Annotated in this window: 17 protein-coding genes; 9 read left to right on the top strand and 8 right to left on the bottom strand. The window is 39.8% G+C overall.

The annotated features are described in order from the left end of the window. Positions 1 to 126: 126 nt before the first annotated feature. Entirely contained in the window at positions 127 to 1,332 is a 1,206-nt protein-coding gene (locus CJ190_RS05300) for an O-antigen ligase family protein (RefSeq protein WP_257993690.1), read from the bottom strand. A gap of 175 nt (positions 1,333 to 1,507) precedes the next feature. Between CJ190_RS05300 and CJ190_RS05295 the strand changes: the two genes are divergently transcribed. From CJ190_RS05295 to CJ190_RS05285, 3 genes are all read left to right on the top strand, one after another. Then, positions 1,508 to 2,200 (top strand): hypothetical protein, encoded by a 693-nt coding sequence (locus CJ190_RS05295; protein WP_064292789.1) that lies wholly within the window; start codon positions 1,508 to 1,510, stop codon positions 2,198 to 2,200. After that, complete coding sequence (gorA, locus tag CJ190_RS05290; RefSeq protein ID WP_070597899.1) at positions 2,179 to 3,531, top strand: glutathione-disulfide reductase; 1,353 nt, start codon at positions 2,179 to 2,181, stop codon at positions 3,529 to 3,531. Before CJ190_RS05295 ends, gorA begins: the two co-directional genes overlap by 22 nt. 274 nt (positions 3,532 to 3,805) lie before the next feature. Then, on the top strand, positions 3,806 to 4,378 hold the full coding sequence (locus CJ190_RS05285) for a TetR/AcrR family transcriptional regulator (RefSeq protein WP_064292791.1): 573 nt from the start codon (positions 3,806 to 3,808) through the stop codon (positions 4,376 to 4,378). Positions 4,379 to 4,444: 66 nt separating this feature from the next. Here CJ190_RS05285 and CJ190_RS05280 read toward each other — a convergent pair whose 3' ends face one another. Further along, entirely contained in the window at positions 4,445 to 4,966 is a 522-nt protein-coding gene (locus tag CJ190_RS05280) for an HdeD family acid-resistance protein (RefSeq protein ID WP_064292792.1), read from the bottom strand. Positions 4,967 to 5,152: 186 nt separating this feature from the next. Between CJ190_RS05280 and CJ190_RS05275 the strand changes: the two genes are divergently transcribed. Together CJ190_RS05275 and CJ190_RS05270 are read left to right on the top strand one after the other, a co-directional pair. Beyond that, positions 5,153 to 6,013: an NAD(P)-dependent oxidoreductase gene (locus CJ190_RS05275; RefSeq protein WP_064292793.1), complete on the top strand. Its 861-nt coding sequence runs from the start codon at positions 5,153 to 5,155 to the stop codon at positions 6,011 to 6,013. Positions 6,014 to 6,082: 69 nt separating this feature from the next. Beyond that, positions 6,083 to 6,943 (top strand): helix-turn-helix domain-containing protein, encoded by an 861-nt coding sequence (locus CJ190_RS05270; RefSeq protein ID WP_064292794.1) that lies wholly within the window; start codon positions 6,083 to 6,085, stop codon positions 6,941 to 6,943. A 14-nt stretch (positions 6,944 to 6,957) separates the two neighbouring features. On the opposite strand, the gene CJ190_RS05265 is transcribed toward CJ190_RS05270, so the two are convergent. The 6 genes from CJ190_RS05265 to CJ190_RS05245 form a co-directional block, all read right to left on the bottom strand. Further along, entirely contained in the window at positions 6,958 to 8,178 is a 1,221-nt protein-coding gene (locus CJ190_RS05265) for an MFS transporter (protein WP_064292795.1), read from the bottom strand. 173 nt (positions 8,179 to 8,351) lie between these two features. Then, positions 8,352 to 8,444, bottom strand: coding sequence for a hypothetical protein (locus CJ190_RS09270; RefSeq protein WP_368732004.1), 93 nt, complete (start codon positions 8,442 to 8,444; stop codon positions 8,352 to 8,354). Between the two features lie 381 nt (positions 8,445 to 8,825). After that, positions 8,826 to 9,395, bottom strand: coding sequence for an NADPH-dependent FMN reductase (locus CJ190_RS05260; RefSeq protein ID WP_064292796.1), 570 nt, complete (start codon positions 9,393 to 9,395; stop codon positions 8,826 to 8,828). A 44-nt stretch (positions 9,396 to 9,439) separates the two neighbouring features. Further along, on the bottom strand, positions 9,440 to 10,516 hold the full coding sequence (locus CJ190_RS05255) for an LLM class flavin-dependent oxidoreductase (protein ID WP_064292797.1): 1,077 nt from the start codon (positions 10,514 to 10,516) through the stop codon (positions 9,440 to 9,442). Between the two features lie 36 nt (positions 10,517 to 10,552). After that, complete coding sequence (locus tag CJ190_RS05250; RefSeq protein WP_064292798.1) at positions 10,553 to 11,620, bottom strand: LLM class flavin-dependent oxidoreductase; 1,068 nt, start codon at positions 11,618 to 11,620, stop codon at positions 10,553 to 10,555. A 38-nt stretch (positions 11,621 to 11,658) separates the two neighbouring features. Continuing rightward, entirely contained in the window at positions 11,659 to 12,111 is a 453-nt protein-coding gene (locus CJ190_RS05245) for a MarR family winged helix-turn-helix transcriptional regulator (protein ID WP_064292799.1), read from the bottom strand. 386 nt (positions 12,112 to 12,497) lie between these two features. On the opposite strand from CJ190_RS05245, the gene purE reads away from it, so the two are divergent. From purE to purS, 4 genes are read left to right on the top strand one after another with little or no spacing between them, the layout of a single operon-like run. Beyond that, positions 12,498 to 12,962 (top strand): 5-(carboxyamino)imidazole ribonucleotide mutase, encoded by a 465-nt coding sequence (gene purE, locus CJ190_RS05240; protein WP_064292847.1) that lies wholly within the window; start codon positions 12,498 to 12,500, stop codon positions 12,960 to 12,962. Beyond that, positions 12,946 to 14,085 carry a 5-(carboxyamino)imidazole ribonucleotide synthase gene (gene purK, locus CJ190_RS05235; RefSeq protein ID WP_083307057.1) on the top strand — a complete coding sequence of 380 codons (1,140 nt, stop codon included), beginning with the start codon at positions 12,946 to 12,948 and terminating at the stop codon, positions 14,083 to 14,085. The genes purE and purK overlap by 17 nt, the downstream gene beginning before the upstream one ends. Further along, positions 14,085 to 14,804 carry a phosphoribosylaminoimidazolesuccinocarboxamide synthase gene (purC, locus tag CJ190_RS05230; protein ID WP_101562039.1) on the top strand — a complete coding sequence of 240 codons (720 nt, stop codon included), beginning with the start codon at positions 14,085 to 14,087 and terminating at the stop codon, positions 14,802 to 14,804. The genes purK and purC overlap by 1 nt, the downstream gene beginning before the upstream one ends. A 33-nt stretch (positions 14,805 to 14,837) precedes the next feature. Beyond that, positions 14,838 to 15,083 carry a phosphoribosylformylglycinamidine synthase subunit PurS gene (purS, locus tag CJ190_RS05225; protein WP_064292802.1) on the top strand — a complete coding sequence of 82 codons (246 nt, stop codon included), beginning with the start codon at positions 14,838 to 14,840 and terminating at the stop codon, positions 15,081 to 15,083. Positions 15,084 to 15,088: the final 5 nt, after the last annotated feature.

The raw sequence follows: 15,088 nt of genomic DNA, 5'->3' as shown, positions 1-15,088 counted from the left end.
ATCACTGATTAGCTTCTCTTCCAGCACCTCGCTTAGCGGGGTGCTTTTTTATTAATAAAAGGCAATAAAAAAGGAGCTCAATCTACTGTCAGTAAATTGAGCTCCTTATATTGTTGAAGTGATTTTCTATTCTTCTAAGTGATTTGTTTTTTCCTTGGCTGTCTTAAGGAGGTTAGGACCGACTAATACAATGGCCATCAGTAAGCCAGCGGTTTGGATCCAAAAGATCGTCACATCCGTTAGCCCATGGATTAATACCACACTGAGCAAACTACAGATTAAGGCGAGTTCGGGACGGATACTTGAATATCGCCGCATCTCATTGAGCATCTTTCCTAGTCGGTATAGGGGATAGACCAGGAGGCTCGACCCGATGATACCATAGGATAAGAGCGTATCTAGGAAGATATTATGGGCATGCTGGGTATACTTGGTGGTGTATTCACTGTAAACATGCATATAGGTCAAGGGACCTTGGCCAAACCATACGTTATCCTTAAAGGCCTGCCAGCCAGTTTGCCAGATGTCGAAGCGGTCGGAAAAGGCATAGGCCAAGTCGTCAAAGCGGGGCATAAGGCCCATCCCCCAAGCAATCAGTCCTAAGATACTCAGGCCCAGTAGGGAATAAATAGCGGTTTTCTTATAGCCAATCACATAAAAGAAGACATAAGAGGCGCCAATAATCACGATGGCACTGGTCCGGCAGCCTGTATAAACAATGGCCAGTAAATTACAAGCAATTAAAAAGAGACAGGTTAATTTTTTAGCCAGATGCTTGGTAGTTTTCATTCGATACATAGCGATAACGATGAAGAATTCCAGCATCATAGCGAAATAATTCGGGTTAAAAAATGTGGCCTCTACCCGGTCAGGATGCACCTTATTCATAGCCGGAGAAATAAAGGTATAATCCCATTCCGAGATAATATTAAAGTGCTCTAAGAGGGTAAAGATAAAAATGATAATACTTGCAATTAAAGTAATGTTTACGATTTCGGACAGATATTCAGGTCGAACCTGCTTCGTATAATAAATCGAATAAATAAGGGCAATTAATAAACCAACTGAGATCAGTCCACCCACCCAATTTTCATGCACAATGGAGATTAAAAAGGCATAAAAAGGGAAGGAAAATAAACTTGTGATTAAAGGGTCATCTGGCCAGTGTTTGGCCGATAGCATTCCTGTTGCCAACAACAAGATAAAAACAACCCCAAAAACAACAATGGTTATATAAAATGGAAAGAACAGGCTGACCAATAAGATGGTCATCAGTATGGATTGAATTGCTCCTGGTAAGAAGGCTTTGCCATCTTCTAGCAAGTAAGTCACCTACTTTCAGAAAGAGTATCAATCCTTTAAACTTTAGCCTAAATCAGCTTAAATTACAATCATTTTAAGCATCTTTAGCTAATTTTTTAAAATTATTTATAAGTGATTGAGCGCTTTCGTTTTAGATCGACAATAAACATGCTAGAATAAACTTATATAGAAAGAGGCGAGTAGAATGACAGATTGGAAAGGCTTGGATCCCAAGGCGTTTAACCGCTATCGCTCCTGGAAGAACTCTAGCAATCCAGGAATTTGTGGGTCCTACTGCTGTAGTGTCCTGGTACATTATCATACCCTCAAAGACACCGGGGTTGACTTAGATAAGGACACTTTAGTAGCAGGTTTTAAAGAAATTGTTGATGATAAGCGACCTTATCGCGGAAGTTTTATTTGGGATATCGCCTTAGCTTTATCCATGTTCTGTGAAAATATGCCTTATCAAGTCAAGGCGGGCTTACTGACTGAGATTAATTTGCCAGATTTGATCGACCAGGGTTATGGGCCATTTATTGTGGGTCTTCAAAAACCGCTAAAAAGTAGCTATGGCAACCATTGGATTGTGGTATATGCCTACAAATATAACCCAGCTGGCCAACTCATCTACCTAGCCTATGATAACCAAGGGCGTAGTCAGGTTGAAGTGCCTGCCAGTCAAAGCTTGACCTACTGTTATTTAACAGCTAAGGAGGAAGTGACGGCTGATGTCTATATTAGTGATGCAGAAAAAATAAATCAGCTGCAAAGAAAACAAGGCATTGATTTTATTCCAAGTCGGGCCTATCAAGCCCATGAAGCCGTTAAAGAAGCTCAAGAGAAACGTCGTTTTCTAGGAAAGGATTTTAACGAATGGAAAGATTTGATTATATAGTTATTGGTGGAGGTAGTGCCGGGATTGCTTCTGCTAACCGGGCAGCCGAATATGGAGCTAAGACGCTCATCATTGAAAAAGATGAAGTGGGCGGTACCTGTGTCAACCGAGGCTGTGTCCCTAAAAAAGGCATGTGGTACGGGGCTCATATTCTGGAATTACTAAGAGACTATGCTCCTGATTACGGCATTGATGCGCCCTTGAAGAACTTTGATTTTCAAACTTTGAAAAAACACCGGGATGAATATATTGACCGGGTCCACAATTCTTACTTCAAAGGCTTTGAAAGTCGGGGCACCCACTACAAAAAGGGTTATGCTAAATTTGTTGAAGATCATATTGTCGAAGTCGATGGCGAACAAATTTACGGCGAACATATTAGTGTCCTCACTGGTGGCCGTCCTGCCTTACCTGAAGGTATTCCTGGCATTGACTTAGTGGATGTGAGTGATGATGTCTTTAACTGGGATGACTTACCAGAATCCTTACTGATTGTAGGCGCAGGTTATATTGCTGTAGAAATGGCCGGTATGTTGCAAGAATTTGGGGTTGATGTGACGCTAGCCGTTCGTCATGAAACGCCTCTCCGTCAATATGAGCCTAAAATCACAGAATCCCTAATGGAAAATATGAAAAAACAGGGCATTACCGTGCTCAGCAACCATAATGTGACCAAAATTGAGAAAACCGCAGACGGTGCCTTTAAAACTACTTTTAAAGAAGATGATGAAGTCCTTAGTGACCGAGTACTTTATGCCATTGGTCGTCAACCGAACACGGAAAATCTTGGCTTAGAAAACACCTCTATCGAGTTAACCGATAAGGGTTACATCAAGGTCGATGACTACCATAATACGACCGCGGACAAGGTCTATGCCTTTGGTGATGTGATTGGCAAGGTGGAATTAACTCCTGTAGCTATTAAGGTAGGACGGACACTATCAGATCATCTATTTAATGGTCAAGAAGCCTTCTATTTAGACTATAATATGGTTCCTTCCATTGTTTTTGCTCACCCACCAATTATTACCATGGGCTACACCGAGGAATCGGCTAAGCAAGCCTTTGAAGGACAAAAGATTACCACTTATGACACCAACTTTACCTCAATGATCTCAGGAATGACCTCTAACCGGGAAAATATCTATATGAAGTTGGTCTGTCTAGGGGATGAGGAAAAAATTATTGGTCTTCATGGAATTGGTTTTGGTGCTGATGAAATGTTACAAGGCTTTGCAGTGGCTATCTCAATGGGGGCGACGAAGAAGCAATTCGATCAAACCATTGCCCTCCATCCAACTGGAGCGGAAGAATTTGTTACTATGCGTTAAGTTTGCTTAATGTTTTAAATCTAGCTGGGAAAAAATCCCAGTTTTTTTTATGTATATTACGTTTCTAATTATATATTGGGGTTGCGTGTTCCAGTCACAGGACGAACGTCCATTTCAAAAACTGTCAAGGCTCAGACAAGCTGTGCTTATGAAAGTTTTCTCCAATGGTTTCGTCCTTTGATGTGACAATCACACTATTTTTGTTTTTGAGTCAGGTGAATTTAGATGGTAAAATAAAGAAGTTATGAGAAGTGGTTTGGGAAGGGGGCATTCTGTGGTTAATCGCAAAGTCAGTTCAAGTCAAGAAATTTTAAAAGTTGCCTTACAATTGGTCCAAGAAGAGGGGATCCAAGCAGTCAATATGCGCCGTTTAGCCAAGCGCTGTCAAATATCCTTAGGGGTCTTATATAACTACTTTGAAGATAAGAATGACTTATTGTTGCAAACTGTGGCAGCAGTCTGGCGGGATATTTTAATTCCTGATCAAGCTGGTCACCTCAATCGGTCCAGCCAGCCCCTATCCCAAGCCTTTATGACCCTTTACCAGTTATTGGCTGAGGGTGCTAAGAAGTATCCCCATTTCTTCTCCCAACATACCTTGGTCTTTTCTCAATCGCAAAAAAGCCAAGCCAATGAGCAAATGGATCGCTACATTAACCATTTAAAAGGCTATCTCCTCCAGTGCTTAGAAGACGATCCGGACATTCGCAACCAGGCCTTTGAAAAACACTCAGCTGACCAAGTCGTTGATTTCCTTTTTGCCATCTTTATTAATCAAGTGATGCAGGGAAAGCTGGATATCGGGCTATTCATTGACTTTATTGATCGTTATCTTTATGACCATTAAAAAGCGAACTCTACGTTTGAAATCGTAAAGTTCGCTTTTATTCTCATCAAATTTTGTGATCAAATATTATAGGGCCCGGATAATGTGGGCAATACCGGAGAATAAGAAGTAAGCCCCAATCAAGAAGACTACTGTAAAGTAGGCAGATAGGGGATTAAAGAAGATCGAAATAGCAACGATAATCCCAACAATACCTAGGAAAATGGAGAGGCCTCGACCAACTGGACTCACAAAACCAACTAGGGAGCTGGAAGTTAGAAGTCCGATTCCTTCAGAAATAAACCAAATGGCTACTAGGAAAGGAATAGTTAGGAAACCGATTTCCACATTGAAAAATAAAATTACCCCGATAATTAAATTCAAAATGCCCACAATTAACATGACCGTATAATTTTGATCACTAACTTGGCGTAATTGATGGCGGGTATAGAGGTTCACGATCCCAGAAACAATCGCTCCGGCTGCATAAAAGTAAATTAAGCTTACTAAACTCACTGTCGGATTTCTAAAACTGATAATGGCAAGGATAATAAAAATAATTCCTACAATGAGTTCGCCCCATTTTACGCCTTGTTGATTTTCATTCATTCTATCGTCTCCTTTGTCGAAATATTTTGTCAATTTATTTTTGAATATATTAACCTTATCAAAAATAAACAATAAGATCAAAAGATTGGCTCATTGCTTATAATTAGGGACGGTAAGAGCTAAAATATCAAGTCAATGGTAAAATATTAATAGAAAGATCTTTGATTGGAGAAAGGGTGTTGTTAGATGAAAATCGGTTTTATCGGCTTAGGTGTTATGGGAAAATCCATGGCCAGGCATTTAATTCAGGCAGGGTATGATCTTAATGTTTATAACCGAACCAAGAAAAAAGCCCAGCCCTTAATTGAGCTGGGAGCGCAATGGCTTGATTCTCCCAGTCAGATCGCTGAACAATCTGATATAGTGTTCACTATTTTAGGCTATCCCCACGATGTCGAGGAAGTTTACCTAGGAAAGGCAGGGCTCTTTTCAGCTTGCCGGTCCGGGCAAATCTTTGTCGAAATGACTACTTCTAGTCCAAGTCTAGCGGTTAAACTTTACCGAGAAGGTCAAGCACTTGGCGTGAGCGTTTTAGATGCGCCGGTAACGGGAGGAGACATTGGTGCCAAAGAAGGGCACTTAACGACTTTAGTTGGCGGAGATGAAGAAATTTTAGCTCAAATCAAACCCGTTTTAGCAACTTTTTGCCAACAGATAGAGTACTTTGGACCTGCCGGTAAGGGACAAGATGCTAAGATGGCTAATCAAATCATGATTGCTGGCACCATGACCGGGATGTGTGAGGCACTTGCCTATGCGAAGAATAATGACTTAAACTTAAACCAAGTGATTCAAACCTTGAACAGTGGAGCAGCTGCGAATTTCTCCCTGGCCCAATATGGCCCCCGTATTCTTAAAAATGACTATAGTCCAGGCTTCTTCGTTAAACACTTTATCAAGGACCTAAGAATTGCCCTTGAAGTCGCTGAAAAAGAAGAGCTCAAACTTCCCGGAACCCAACTGGCCTATGACCTCTATCAAAAATTGACCCATCAATTTAGTGAAGATGATGGGATCCAAGCCTTGATTAAATTGTGGTGGGGCTAGTACAAATACAGTTATTTTAAAACTTTATTAATTATATTGATAGGGTGAGTTAGAAAGGAGAACGCTTATTTGACAAAATTAGATTCACATCATTTGGGGGAACTGTTTAGAGAATTACGATTAGCTAGAGGACTAAAAATGAGAGATGTGACAAGTAGTCAGCTATCACAAGCACAGTTATCCAAGTTTGAAAACGGCCAAACTATGTTGTCAGCTGATAAGTTAATATCTGCAATTTCTGCTATTCATATGAGTTTAGCAGAATTTGAGCACGCTTATTATCAATACGAGCCGAGTGCCTTTTTTCAGCAAGCTAAGCTAATCTCTCATTACCATTCAAGTAAAGATATTGAAGGACTTGAAAGGATGCTCATTAATTTTGAAAAAAATTCTGAAAATAATGAAAACTATAATCGACTAAATAGACTTGTTATTGAATGTGCTATTCATGATTTAAAAGTAGAGTATAAGATAAAGAAAGATGATAAAGAATTTATAGCAAGCTATTTATATAGCATCGAAGAATGGACAGAATATGAATTATATATTTTTGGTAATACACTGCATGTATTGTCAAACAGTGATCTCATATTTCTTGGAAAGGGTTTTTGCAAAAGGAATTCTCTATATATGAAAATTCCAGAAAATAAGCATCGAACTCATCTAATAATTTTAAATATTATTTTTGAATTATTGGAAAGAGGAAAATATGATGATTCTTTTTATTTTATGAATCACTTAGATAATATTTTAGGTTACCAAGACATGTTTTCACTAACTGTTCTAAATTGCTTAAAAATGATTTTGGATTATCAAGAAAATAGAAACAATGATTTACAACTTGTTAAAAAGTATATTAGTGATGTTAACAATATGGGTTATGAAGAAGTTGCTAATTTTTTACGTGATAATATTATTGGTTTATTGTAGTGTAAATCATCTAACTATTTCGCCATTTTATTTATTAAAACACTAATTATTATTAAAATTAAAGCATAAGCAATGAAACAAATATAAGCGAGTTTCAAGTTAATAGTCGATATCATAGGAAAAATAACGCTAGTTAACGGTGGTATTATTACTAAAAAGGCATTAATAACTGTGATAACCCCACCGAGTCTATCGACAGGATATTGATTGATTACATTAGCAGAAAATCTAGGAGAAACAATTCCAAGTAAAAATGCTAGACAAGAATTTCCGACCAGGATACCCCATATATTATTATATAAATAGGTCATAGCTATGATGACTATAAAGCAGTCTGATAAGATATTTATATGAAAAATGGATTGTTTCTTTAAAATATAAGTAGTTAAACTACTCCCAAGTATCATTGATAAGGTTATGATACCTGATAGGAGCGCAATTTTAAATGGATTAGAGAGAATGTTTAATTGGTTGTTTTCTTCTATAAAGAGTGCAAATAAAGGTGTTTGGCCACCAAAAAAGCCATTGAGCATAGCTAATTGAATAAGATTAATTAACAAGCTATGATTTGATATAAAGGATGTTAAGTTTTCTTTTACAATTGAAAGCGTCTTTGTATTCGTAAAACTTTTTATTTTAAAACCTTGGGCTTTTAAAGATGGCTTTAGCAAATAATATAAAAAAGCTATTAATAGAAATATTGATGCATTTATTATAGCTAGCATACTCTTGCTATAGATAGTCAGTAATAAAGACCCAATAAAGGTTGCGAATACGGCGACTAATTGTGTTCCTACGCTAACAAAACCTTGTGCCGTTTCCATGTCTTGAGGGGCAATCATTGCTTTAGTAAAAGGTGAAAATAATGCAGTTGCGTAATTTCCGCTAATATCTGATAAAAGGTTCATAAATGATGCTAACAGAAGCAAAAGTAAACTTTGAGGATATCTAAAAATTATACCTATGCATATATACATAAGCGACCTAAAAAGTGAACTCCCTATTAATTGATTTATTTTTCCTTTTTGTTTATCAGCTATTACACCAAAAAATATGCTGATTAAAATTGGGAGGCTTTCAGAAATAGATACAATTAGAACAGCTAATTTACTATTGGGTAATAAAATCGCTGCTGATAACATCGCAGTGTAGAACAAATTATCACCAATTTTTGATAAGAAGTTTATCCCAGTCATCCGGACAAAAAGTTTATTATTTTTAATGAAATTAATCATTTTTGCTCTCTTTCTAATGAATGATTTACTAAAAAAGCAGAAATGAATAAAGTTACTTTATCCAGTTCTGCTGTTTGCTTATCGGGTAGCTATCCAATTGAACTCTCCATGCTATAGATAAAATCATATTTTTCTATAGGCTTAAAATATTGAACATCAGCTAAATAAATTTTTCATAACTCTGTACTTTTGTTAGCAATAACGACAGCATCAGGATTAATATCAACACCGTCAATGAGATAACCCTTACGATTTAATTTTCTGATATGACGTCCAGTGCCACAGCATAAATCTAAGGTAATTTTTTTAGGTGACTGATTTAAATAATTTTTTCTAAGAATTCGGATTGCAAATCGAGTTCAATATTTAATAATTTTGAATATATTTTATAATAAGAATAATCAAAAAAATTATTTATAGGATCTGTATTGTTTTTTTTAACTTCCCTTATTTGTTCCAATTTCATTTTTTCACCTCAAGTTCTTAGTGAATACATTAACATCAAAAATGTCTCAATAATTAATTATTCATATGTGAATATTTATTATTAGTAATGGGAAAAGTTAAAAAAATGATTAGCTAAAAAACACCTCTTCAAATGGCTTGCCTTTCCATTTTGAAGAGGTGTTTTGCTATATATTATGGATTTAAAACCCTAACTTTTCATCTTCAATGCGTTGAATTTCTTGGTAGGTTTTTGCTAGGGTGAGGGTTTCATCGACTAATTGTTCTAAACGTAAGAGCACATCATCGGAAGTAATTTCATTAAGGGTAAAGTCTCTGGCGCTCAGGTAGACATAGCGCGGTGTAACATTAGCCTTCATATAGTTCAGGATGGGTTTTAATTGCAATTCAGGAATCAAGTAATGACGGTTAGACCCTGATGAGGCAAAGATACCCACGGTTTTATATTCCAGGGCTTTCTCTGGTAAGAGGTCAAAGACATTTTTCAAAGAGGCTGGAATAGAGGCTTGGAAGATAGGGGTTCCTATAAAGAGGACATCAGCATCCATGACGGCTTGAGCGACTTCCAAGGTATCGCCCTTATAATCGAGGAAGTTTCTTCCATCGGCAAAATCCATTTCCTTATCTAAGAGGTTAATAAATTGGACTTGGTGGTCACTGTATTGGTCTTTGGCTAAGATATCCAGGATAGCTTTGGCAGCCACTTCGGTTTTATGGCCCACATTGGAGCCGGATAAGACGAGTATTTTCATGATCATTTTCCTTTCTCTATGAATTAGTGAATGTTTGCTGAAACTTATTGGTCTGACTTGGTATATTTTTTCACTGCGGGAATGATGGTCTCACCTAGGATGTCAATCATGTGGAGAATATCCTTAAATGGAATACCTCCAAAGTCAATCTGAGCGGTGTAGCGTTGGTTATTGTAGAGTTCGTGTTGGTAAAGAATCTTATCAATGATTAATTGAGGATCGCCAACTGTCAGAGCGTCACGGTAGTCTTTTCCTTGGGAAAAGAGACGCTTGTTAAAGCCAGTCCCATTGACCCGCCTCATTCCTGTGTCTAAGTGGGGATAGAATTCTTTAAAGGCGGTATCCTGATCTTCATTGACATAGAGGAAACCCGAAGTAGTGACTGGCATGGACTCCACATCGTAGCCTTTTTCGCTAAGAATGGACCGGTAGATGTCAATGGATTGTTTAAAGTATTCTGCTGAACCGCCTAGGGTAGTGATATACATAGGAACGCCCTTGAGCGCAGCTTTGATAGCGGAGTCCGGTGGTCCGCCGACAGCCCGCCAAATGGGGAGTCCATTTTTAGCCCGTGGGATTACCTCAGCGTCGTGGAGGGGAGCACGAAATTCGCCTTCCCAGTTGACTACTTCATTTTCGTTAATTTGAAGAAGGAGGTCAAATTTTTCTTCATAGAGGGCTTCATAGTCCTTCACATCGTAGCCTAAGAGTTCAAAAATACCTAAACGGGACGCCCGTCCGGCAACAACTTCCATGCGTCCATCAGAAATCAAGTCAATGGTGGCAGCATTTTCATAGACTCTCACTGGGTCCGAGGTGGAGATGATGGTGGCCGAACTTCCTATTTTAATTTTTGATGTAGCTTGGGCAATGGCGGATAGTATCACCATATGGGCTTGGGAAACAAAATATTTTTGGTGGGATTCCCCCAGGTGGAAGATATCCACTCCGGCTTGTTCAGCGAGTTGGGCCATCTTGATAAATTGCTGGATCCGCTCTTGGGCTGAAATTTCTTCACCGGTTTGAGGATTTGGCATATGGTCACCTAAACTATAAAGACCAAATTCAATCCCTTGGCTAGTGTCAATTTGGGGAATAATATGTGGGTTTTCAATTGTCATAGATAGTCTCCTTTTCTTTAAAAGTCATGCTTTGCATTATGCTTGGGTATATTTCTTCACTGTGGGAATGACCTTTTCTGCGAAGAGGTCGAGAGTCCGTCGAATCTCGTCAAAGGGCTGGCCGCCAAAATCAATTTCACCATTAAAGCGTTGGTGACCAAATAATTCATACTGCATCAGTAGTTTATCAATGATTAATTGGGGGTCACCAACCATGGTGGCTGATTTAACATTTTGCCCTTGGGCGAAGGCGCGCTTAGGGAAGGGTTGACCGTTGACTAAAGGAAAGCCTGCTTCCACGTAGGGCCAAAATTCTTGATAGGCCTGCTGGGTATTTTCTCTGACATAGAGGAAGCTACCAGTTTGGACAGGAATGTCATTAGGATCATAGCCAGCTTCTTGGGCAGCCTCACGAAAGACCTTAATGCGATGGGCAAAGGTTTGATTGGCTCCTGAGAGATGAGCTTGGTAGATGGGCATGCCCAATAAACCGGCCCGTCGCGCGGAATCGTTGGAATTACCGATTCCCCGCCAAATGGGGAGCTTGCCAGAAGGACGTTCACTACGCGGTTGAACCTTGACTCCATCCAGGTCAGGGCGAAATTGCCCTTGCCAGTTGACGGTTTCATTGTCATTGATTTCTTTTAGGAGGGCAATTTTCTCTTCGAAGAGTTCTTCGTAGTCCTTATAGTCATAACCAAATAATTCAAAGGCCCCTAGGCGGGAAGCCCGTCCAGCGACAATTTCCATCCGCCCCTGAGATAGGAGATCGATGGTGACCGCATCTTCATAGACCCGGACAGGATCTAACACAGACAGGGTAGTGACGGCTGAACCGAGTTTAATGGTTTTGGTTTCCCGGGCAATGGCTGAAAGAATGATCAAGTTGGACTGGGAGATAAAATAGTCCTGGTGGGATTCTCCCACTTGAAAGGCATCAAAGCCAGCTTCTTCAGCTAATTTCCCTAGTTGGATAATTTCTTCAATTCGTTCTGAGGCAGATAGCTGTTTGCCAGTATGGGGGTTAGGAAGGTTATCACCTAAACTGTACAAACCAAACTCTAGCCCCTTAGCCTGCTTTTGTGCTGGATTTGCTTTGGTCATTTGTTTCTTCCTTTCTTTTGTATGCATTGTCCTATCGATTACTTATTCAGATGGTCCTGGCAGACCTTAGCCAAAAGTTGGTCAAGTGTGGCTAATTCCTCATTGTCAAGAGCATTAAAAAAGCTTCGCTGGAAGTTACTTAAGTCATAGGCGATTTCTTGGTAAAGTTCTTCGCCCTTACTGGTGGGAAAGAGCAGGTGGCTTCTACCTTGGACTTCTTTTTTGATGTAGCCATTTTCCTCTAGTTTGTGGAGTAATTGGCTAACATTCCCCTTAGTTACGCAGAGTTGGATAGCGATCTTTTGTTGGTTGGTTGCCGGATGCTCACAGATATAGGAGAGTAAGTCAAATTGGGGCACATTAATCTGACAAGAGAAATTTGCTAGGGCTTGACTGGTATCTTGTAGGTTTCTCCGGTAAAGCCTTACCAGGGATTGATAAATATTGAGGGCGTGGTTAAAATTCTCACAGCCCGATTCACGTGATGTCATCGTTCTCACCTCGTTATAAGCACATGGTTTAGTTATAAACAGTTTACCACTAAACATATACTAACAGGACTTATGCCAGGCGGCAAATCATCTGCTTAGGCTATAAATATATTTTTTAGACTGGCTTCATTCGAAGGCAGTCTTTTTGAAGATTGTTCGACAATAGGGACTAATTTAGTGGGAAATTGGACTTAAAAATAATATCAGGGCAATAATGCGTATTATGAAAACGATTTTATTAAATAATATACGTAATTAAATTGAAATTTTAAAATTATATGGTATATTTTTACATGTAAACAAGTAAATCACGAATATTAAATATTTATTCTATACAAATGTTTGTTATTTAAGGAGGCCGTCAAGTGATAAAAGTAGGGGTAGTGATGGGATCTCAATCGGATTGGCAAACCATGAGTCAAGCCTGTCAGATTTTAGACCAATTTGAAGTGCCATATGAAAAACGTGTGATTTCTGCACACCGGATGCCAGATGAGATGTTTGCTTATGCCAAAAGCGCTCGTGAGCGTGGCCTAGCGGTAATTATTGCCGGAGCAGGAGGGGCAGCCCACTTGCCAGGCATGTTAGCTGCTAAAACCACCTTACCGGTCATTGGGGTTCCGGTTCAATCACACGCCCTAAGTGGCTTGGATTCACTCCTATCTATCGTTCAGATGCCAGCCGGTGTTCCCGTCGCTACGACAGCGATCGGACATTCAGGAGCAAAAAACGCTGCCTTGCTGGCGATTCAGATTCTAAGTATTCAGGATGCAAGGCTTAGCCAAGCCTTAGAAGATTATCGAAAAAATATGCGTCAAGCAGCCATAGAAAGTAGTGATCAACTTGAATAAGACTATTTTACCTGGGGCAACCATCGGTATTATCGGTGGAGGGCAATTAGGACAAATGTTGGCCCAATCTGCTAAAGAAATGGGCTATCGGGTAGGGATATTAGATCCCGGACGTAATTGTTCAGCCGCTCAAGTCGCCGATTTTCATTTTGAGAAGGCCTATGATGACCGCCAAGCTCTAGCAGACTTTGCTTCTCAATGCGATGTATTAACTTTTGAATTTGAAAATATCGATACTGAAGCCTTACAAGTTCTCGGTGATCGTGCCTATCTCACTCAGGGGGTAGATCTCCTTCATTCTAGCCAAGACCGCCTCCACGAAAAACAGTTCCTAGAAGCTGCAGGTGCCCATGTCGCTCCTTATCGATCGGTCAAGACCATGGAAGAGTTAGAGCAAGCAGTCAGAGAGTTAGGCTATCCGGCTGTTTTAAAGACGCGGCGTTTTGGTTATGACGGCAAGGGCCAACGGGTTCTTCATAGCCAAAATGATCTGCCTGAATGCGTTGACTTACTCAATGAACAAGCTTGTGTGCTGGAGCAATGGCTGCCTTTTGCTAAAGAAATTTCAGTCATGGCTATCGGCGAACAAAATGGTCATGTGGTGACTTTCCCAGTATCGGAAAACATCCACGTCCATAACATCCTCCATGAATCCATTGTTCCCGCTAGAATTTCCGCTGAAGCCAGTCAAGCCGCCCAAGACCTGGCCAATAAGATCGCTAAGGCAGGCAACTTAGTCGGTGCCCTAGGAATTGAAATGTTCCTAATGGAGGATGGAAAAATATTAATTAATGAACTGGCCCCTCGGCCCCATAATAGTGGGCATTACACCATTGAAGCCTGTGATTTCTCACAATTTGACCTACATATTCGCGCTGTCTGTGGCTTGCCGCTGGCTGAACCCCAATTATTAAGTCCGGCCCTCATGGTGAACGTCTTAGGACAACATTTAGATAAGGTCTTAGAAGCTGCTCCCAAGCATAGCGATTGGCACTTGCATATTTACGGCAAAGACCAAGCCAAAGTCAACCGTAAAATGGGGCATGTTACCTTGTTGCCAGAAGATATGGAAGCTAGTCTTGAAAAGATTGATGACAGTGAAATTTGGAAAAGGAGTAAATAATGACAGAAGAAAAGTTAATTTATAGCGGTAAGGCTAAAGATTTATACCAAACCGATGATGATAAGTATTTAAGAGTTTTTTATAAGGACCAAGCCACTGCTGGCAATGGGGCTAAAAAGGAAAATTTACCCGGCAAGGGACGGATTAACCAAGCCATTACCCAGCTGATCTTCACTTATCTAGCTGACCATGGTATCGCTACCCATTTGGTCAAAGTGCTTAATGAACGAGAAGAAATTATTGAAAAGGCGGAAATGTTTCCCTTAGAAGTGGTTTACCGCAATTATGCTGCTGGCTCCTTTGTCAAACGCTTAGGGATTGAACGGGGCTTAGCTATTGAAGGCGGTATCCTGGAATTTTTCTATAAGGATGACGACTTGAATGACCCACTATTGAATGATGACCACGTTCTCTTTCTCAAAGCGGCTAATCCTGAAGAAATTGCAGCGATTAAAGCGTTGACTAAGGAAATTAATGATTTATTAGTGAAGCTTTTTGACCAAGCAGGACTCATCCTGGTCGATTTCAAATTAGAGTTCGGTAAGAATGCTGACGGAGAAATTATTCTGGCTGATGAAATTTCACCAGATAATGCCAGACTCTGGGATAAGGAAAGCGGAGAATCCTTTGATAAGGACATCTTCCGCAATGATCAAGGCGATATGATCCCTTACTATCAAGCTGTCTATCAACGTTTACAAGAAGTTATTAAAGATTAAGGACTATCAATTAGAAAAAACAGGGAGGTCACTATGTATACAGTTGAAGTATTTGTCACCTATAAGGAATCCATTCTCGACCCTCAAGGTCAAGCCATTATGCAAGGCGTCCATCAAATGGGCTATGAGGCAGTTAAAAATATTCGTCAAGGAAAGTATTTTCAAATGGAAATTGCCAAAGAGGTTGGCGATGTTGACAAAGCGGTTGCTGATATTTGTGACCGCCTCCTAGCTAATGTCAATATGGAAACTTACCGCTATACCATTAAGGAGGTTTAGCCGTC

Origin of the sequence: Aerococcus loyolae, assembly GCF_002871915.2 — a bacterium.
Taxonomy (GTDB): Bacteria; Bacillota; Bacilli; order Lactobacillales; family Aerococcaceae; genus Aerococcus; species Aerococcus loyolae.
The sequence above is the reverse complement of the archived record's forward strand: the minus strand, read 5'-3'. Positions and strand labels throughout refer to the sequence as shown.

What these genes read in the sequence shown, in the direction of transcription:
- CJ190_RS05245 (WP_064292799.1), bottom strand. Translation starts at nt 12,111, where the DNA reads ATGACATCACGTGAATCGGGCTGTGAGAATTTTAACCACGCCCTCAAT.
- CJ190_RS05280 (WP_064292792.1), bottom strand. Translation starts at nt 4,966, where the DNA reads ATGAATGAAAATCAACAAGGCGTAAAATGGGGCGAACTCATTGTAGGA.
- CJ190_RS05250 (WP_064292798.1), bottom strand. Translation starts at nt 11,620, where the DNA reads ATGACCAAAGCAAATCCAGCACAAAAGCAGGCTAAGGGGCTAGAGTTT.
- purS (WP_064292802.1), top strand. Translation starts at nt 14,838, where the DNA reads ATGTATACAGTTGAAGTATTTGTCACCTATAAGGAATCCATTCTCGAC.
- CJ190_RS05255 (WP_064292797.1), bottom strand. Translation starts at nt 10,516, where the DNA reads ATGACAATTGAAAACCCACATATTATTCCCCAAATTGACACTAGCCAA.
- CJ190_RS05275 (WP_064292793.1), top strand. Translation starts at nt 5,153, where the DNA reads ATGAAAATCGGTTTTATCGGCTTAGGTGTTATGGGAAAATCCATGGCC.
- purC (WP_101562039.1), top strand. Translation starts at nt 14,085, where the DNA reads ATGACAGAAGAAAAGTTAATTTATAGCGGTAAGGCTAAAGATTTATAC.
- gorA (WP_070597899.1), top strand. Translation starts at nt 2,179, where the DNA reads ATGGAAAGATTTGATTATATAGTTATTGGTGGAGGTAGTGCCGGGATT.
- CJ190_RS05295 (WP_064292789.1), top strand. Translation starts at nt 1,508, where the DNA reads ATGACAGATTGGAAAGGCTTGGATCCCAAGGCGTTTAACCGCTATCGC.
- CJ190_RS05265 (WP_064292795.1), bottom strand. Translation starts at nt 8,178, where the DNA reads ATGATTAATTTCATTAAAAATAATAAACTTTTTGTCCGGATGACTGGG.
- CJ190_RS05260 (WP_064292796.1), bottom strand. Translation starts at nt 9,395, where the DNA reads ATGAAAATACTCGTCTTATCCGGCTCCAATGTGGGCCATAAAACCGAA.
- purE (WP_064292847.1), top strand. Translation starts at nt 12,498, where the DNA reads ATGGGATCTCAATCGGATTGGCAAACCATGAGTCAAGCCTGTCAGATT.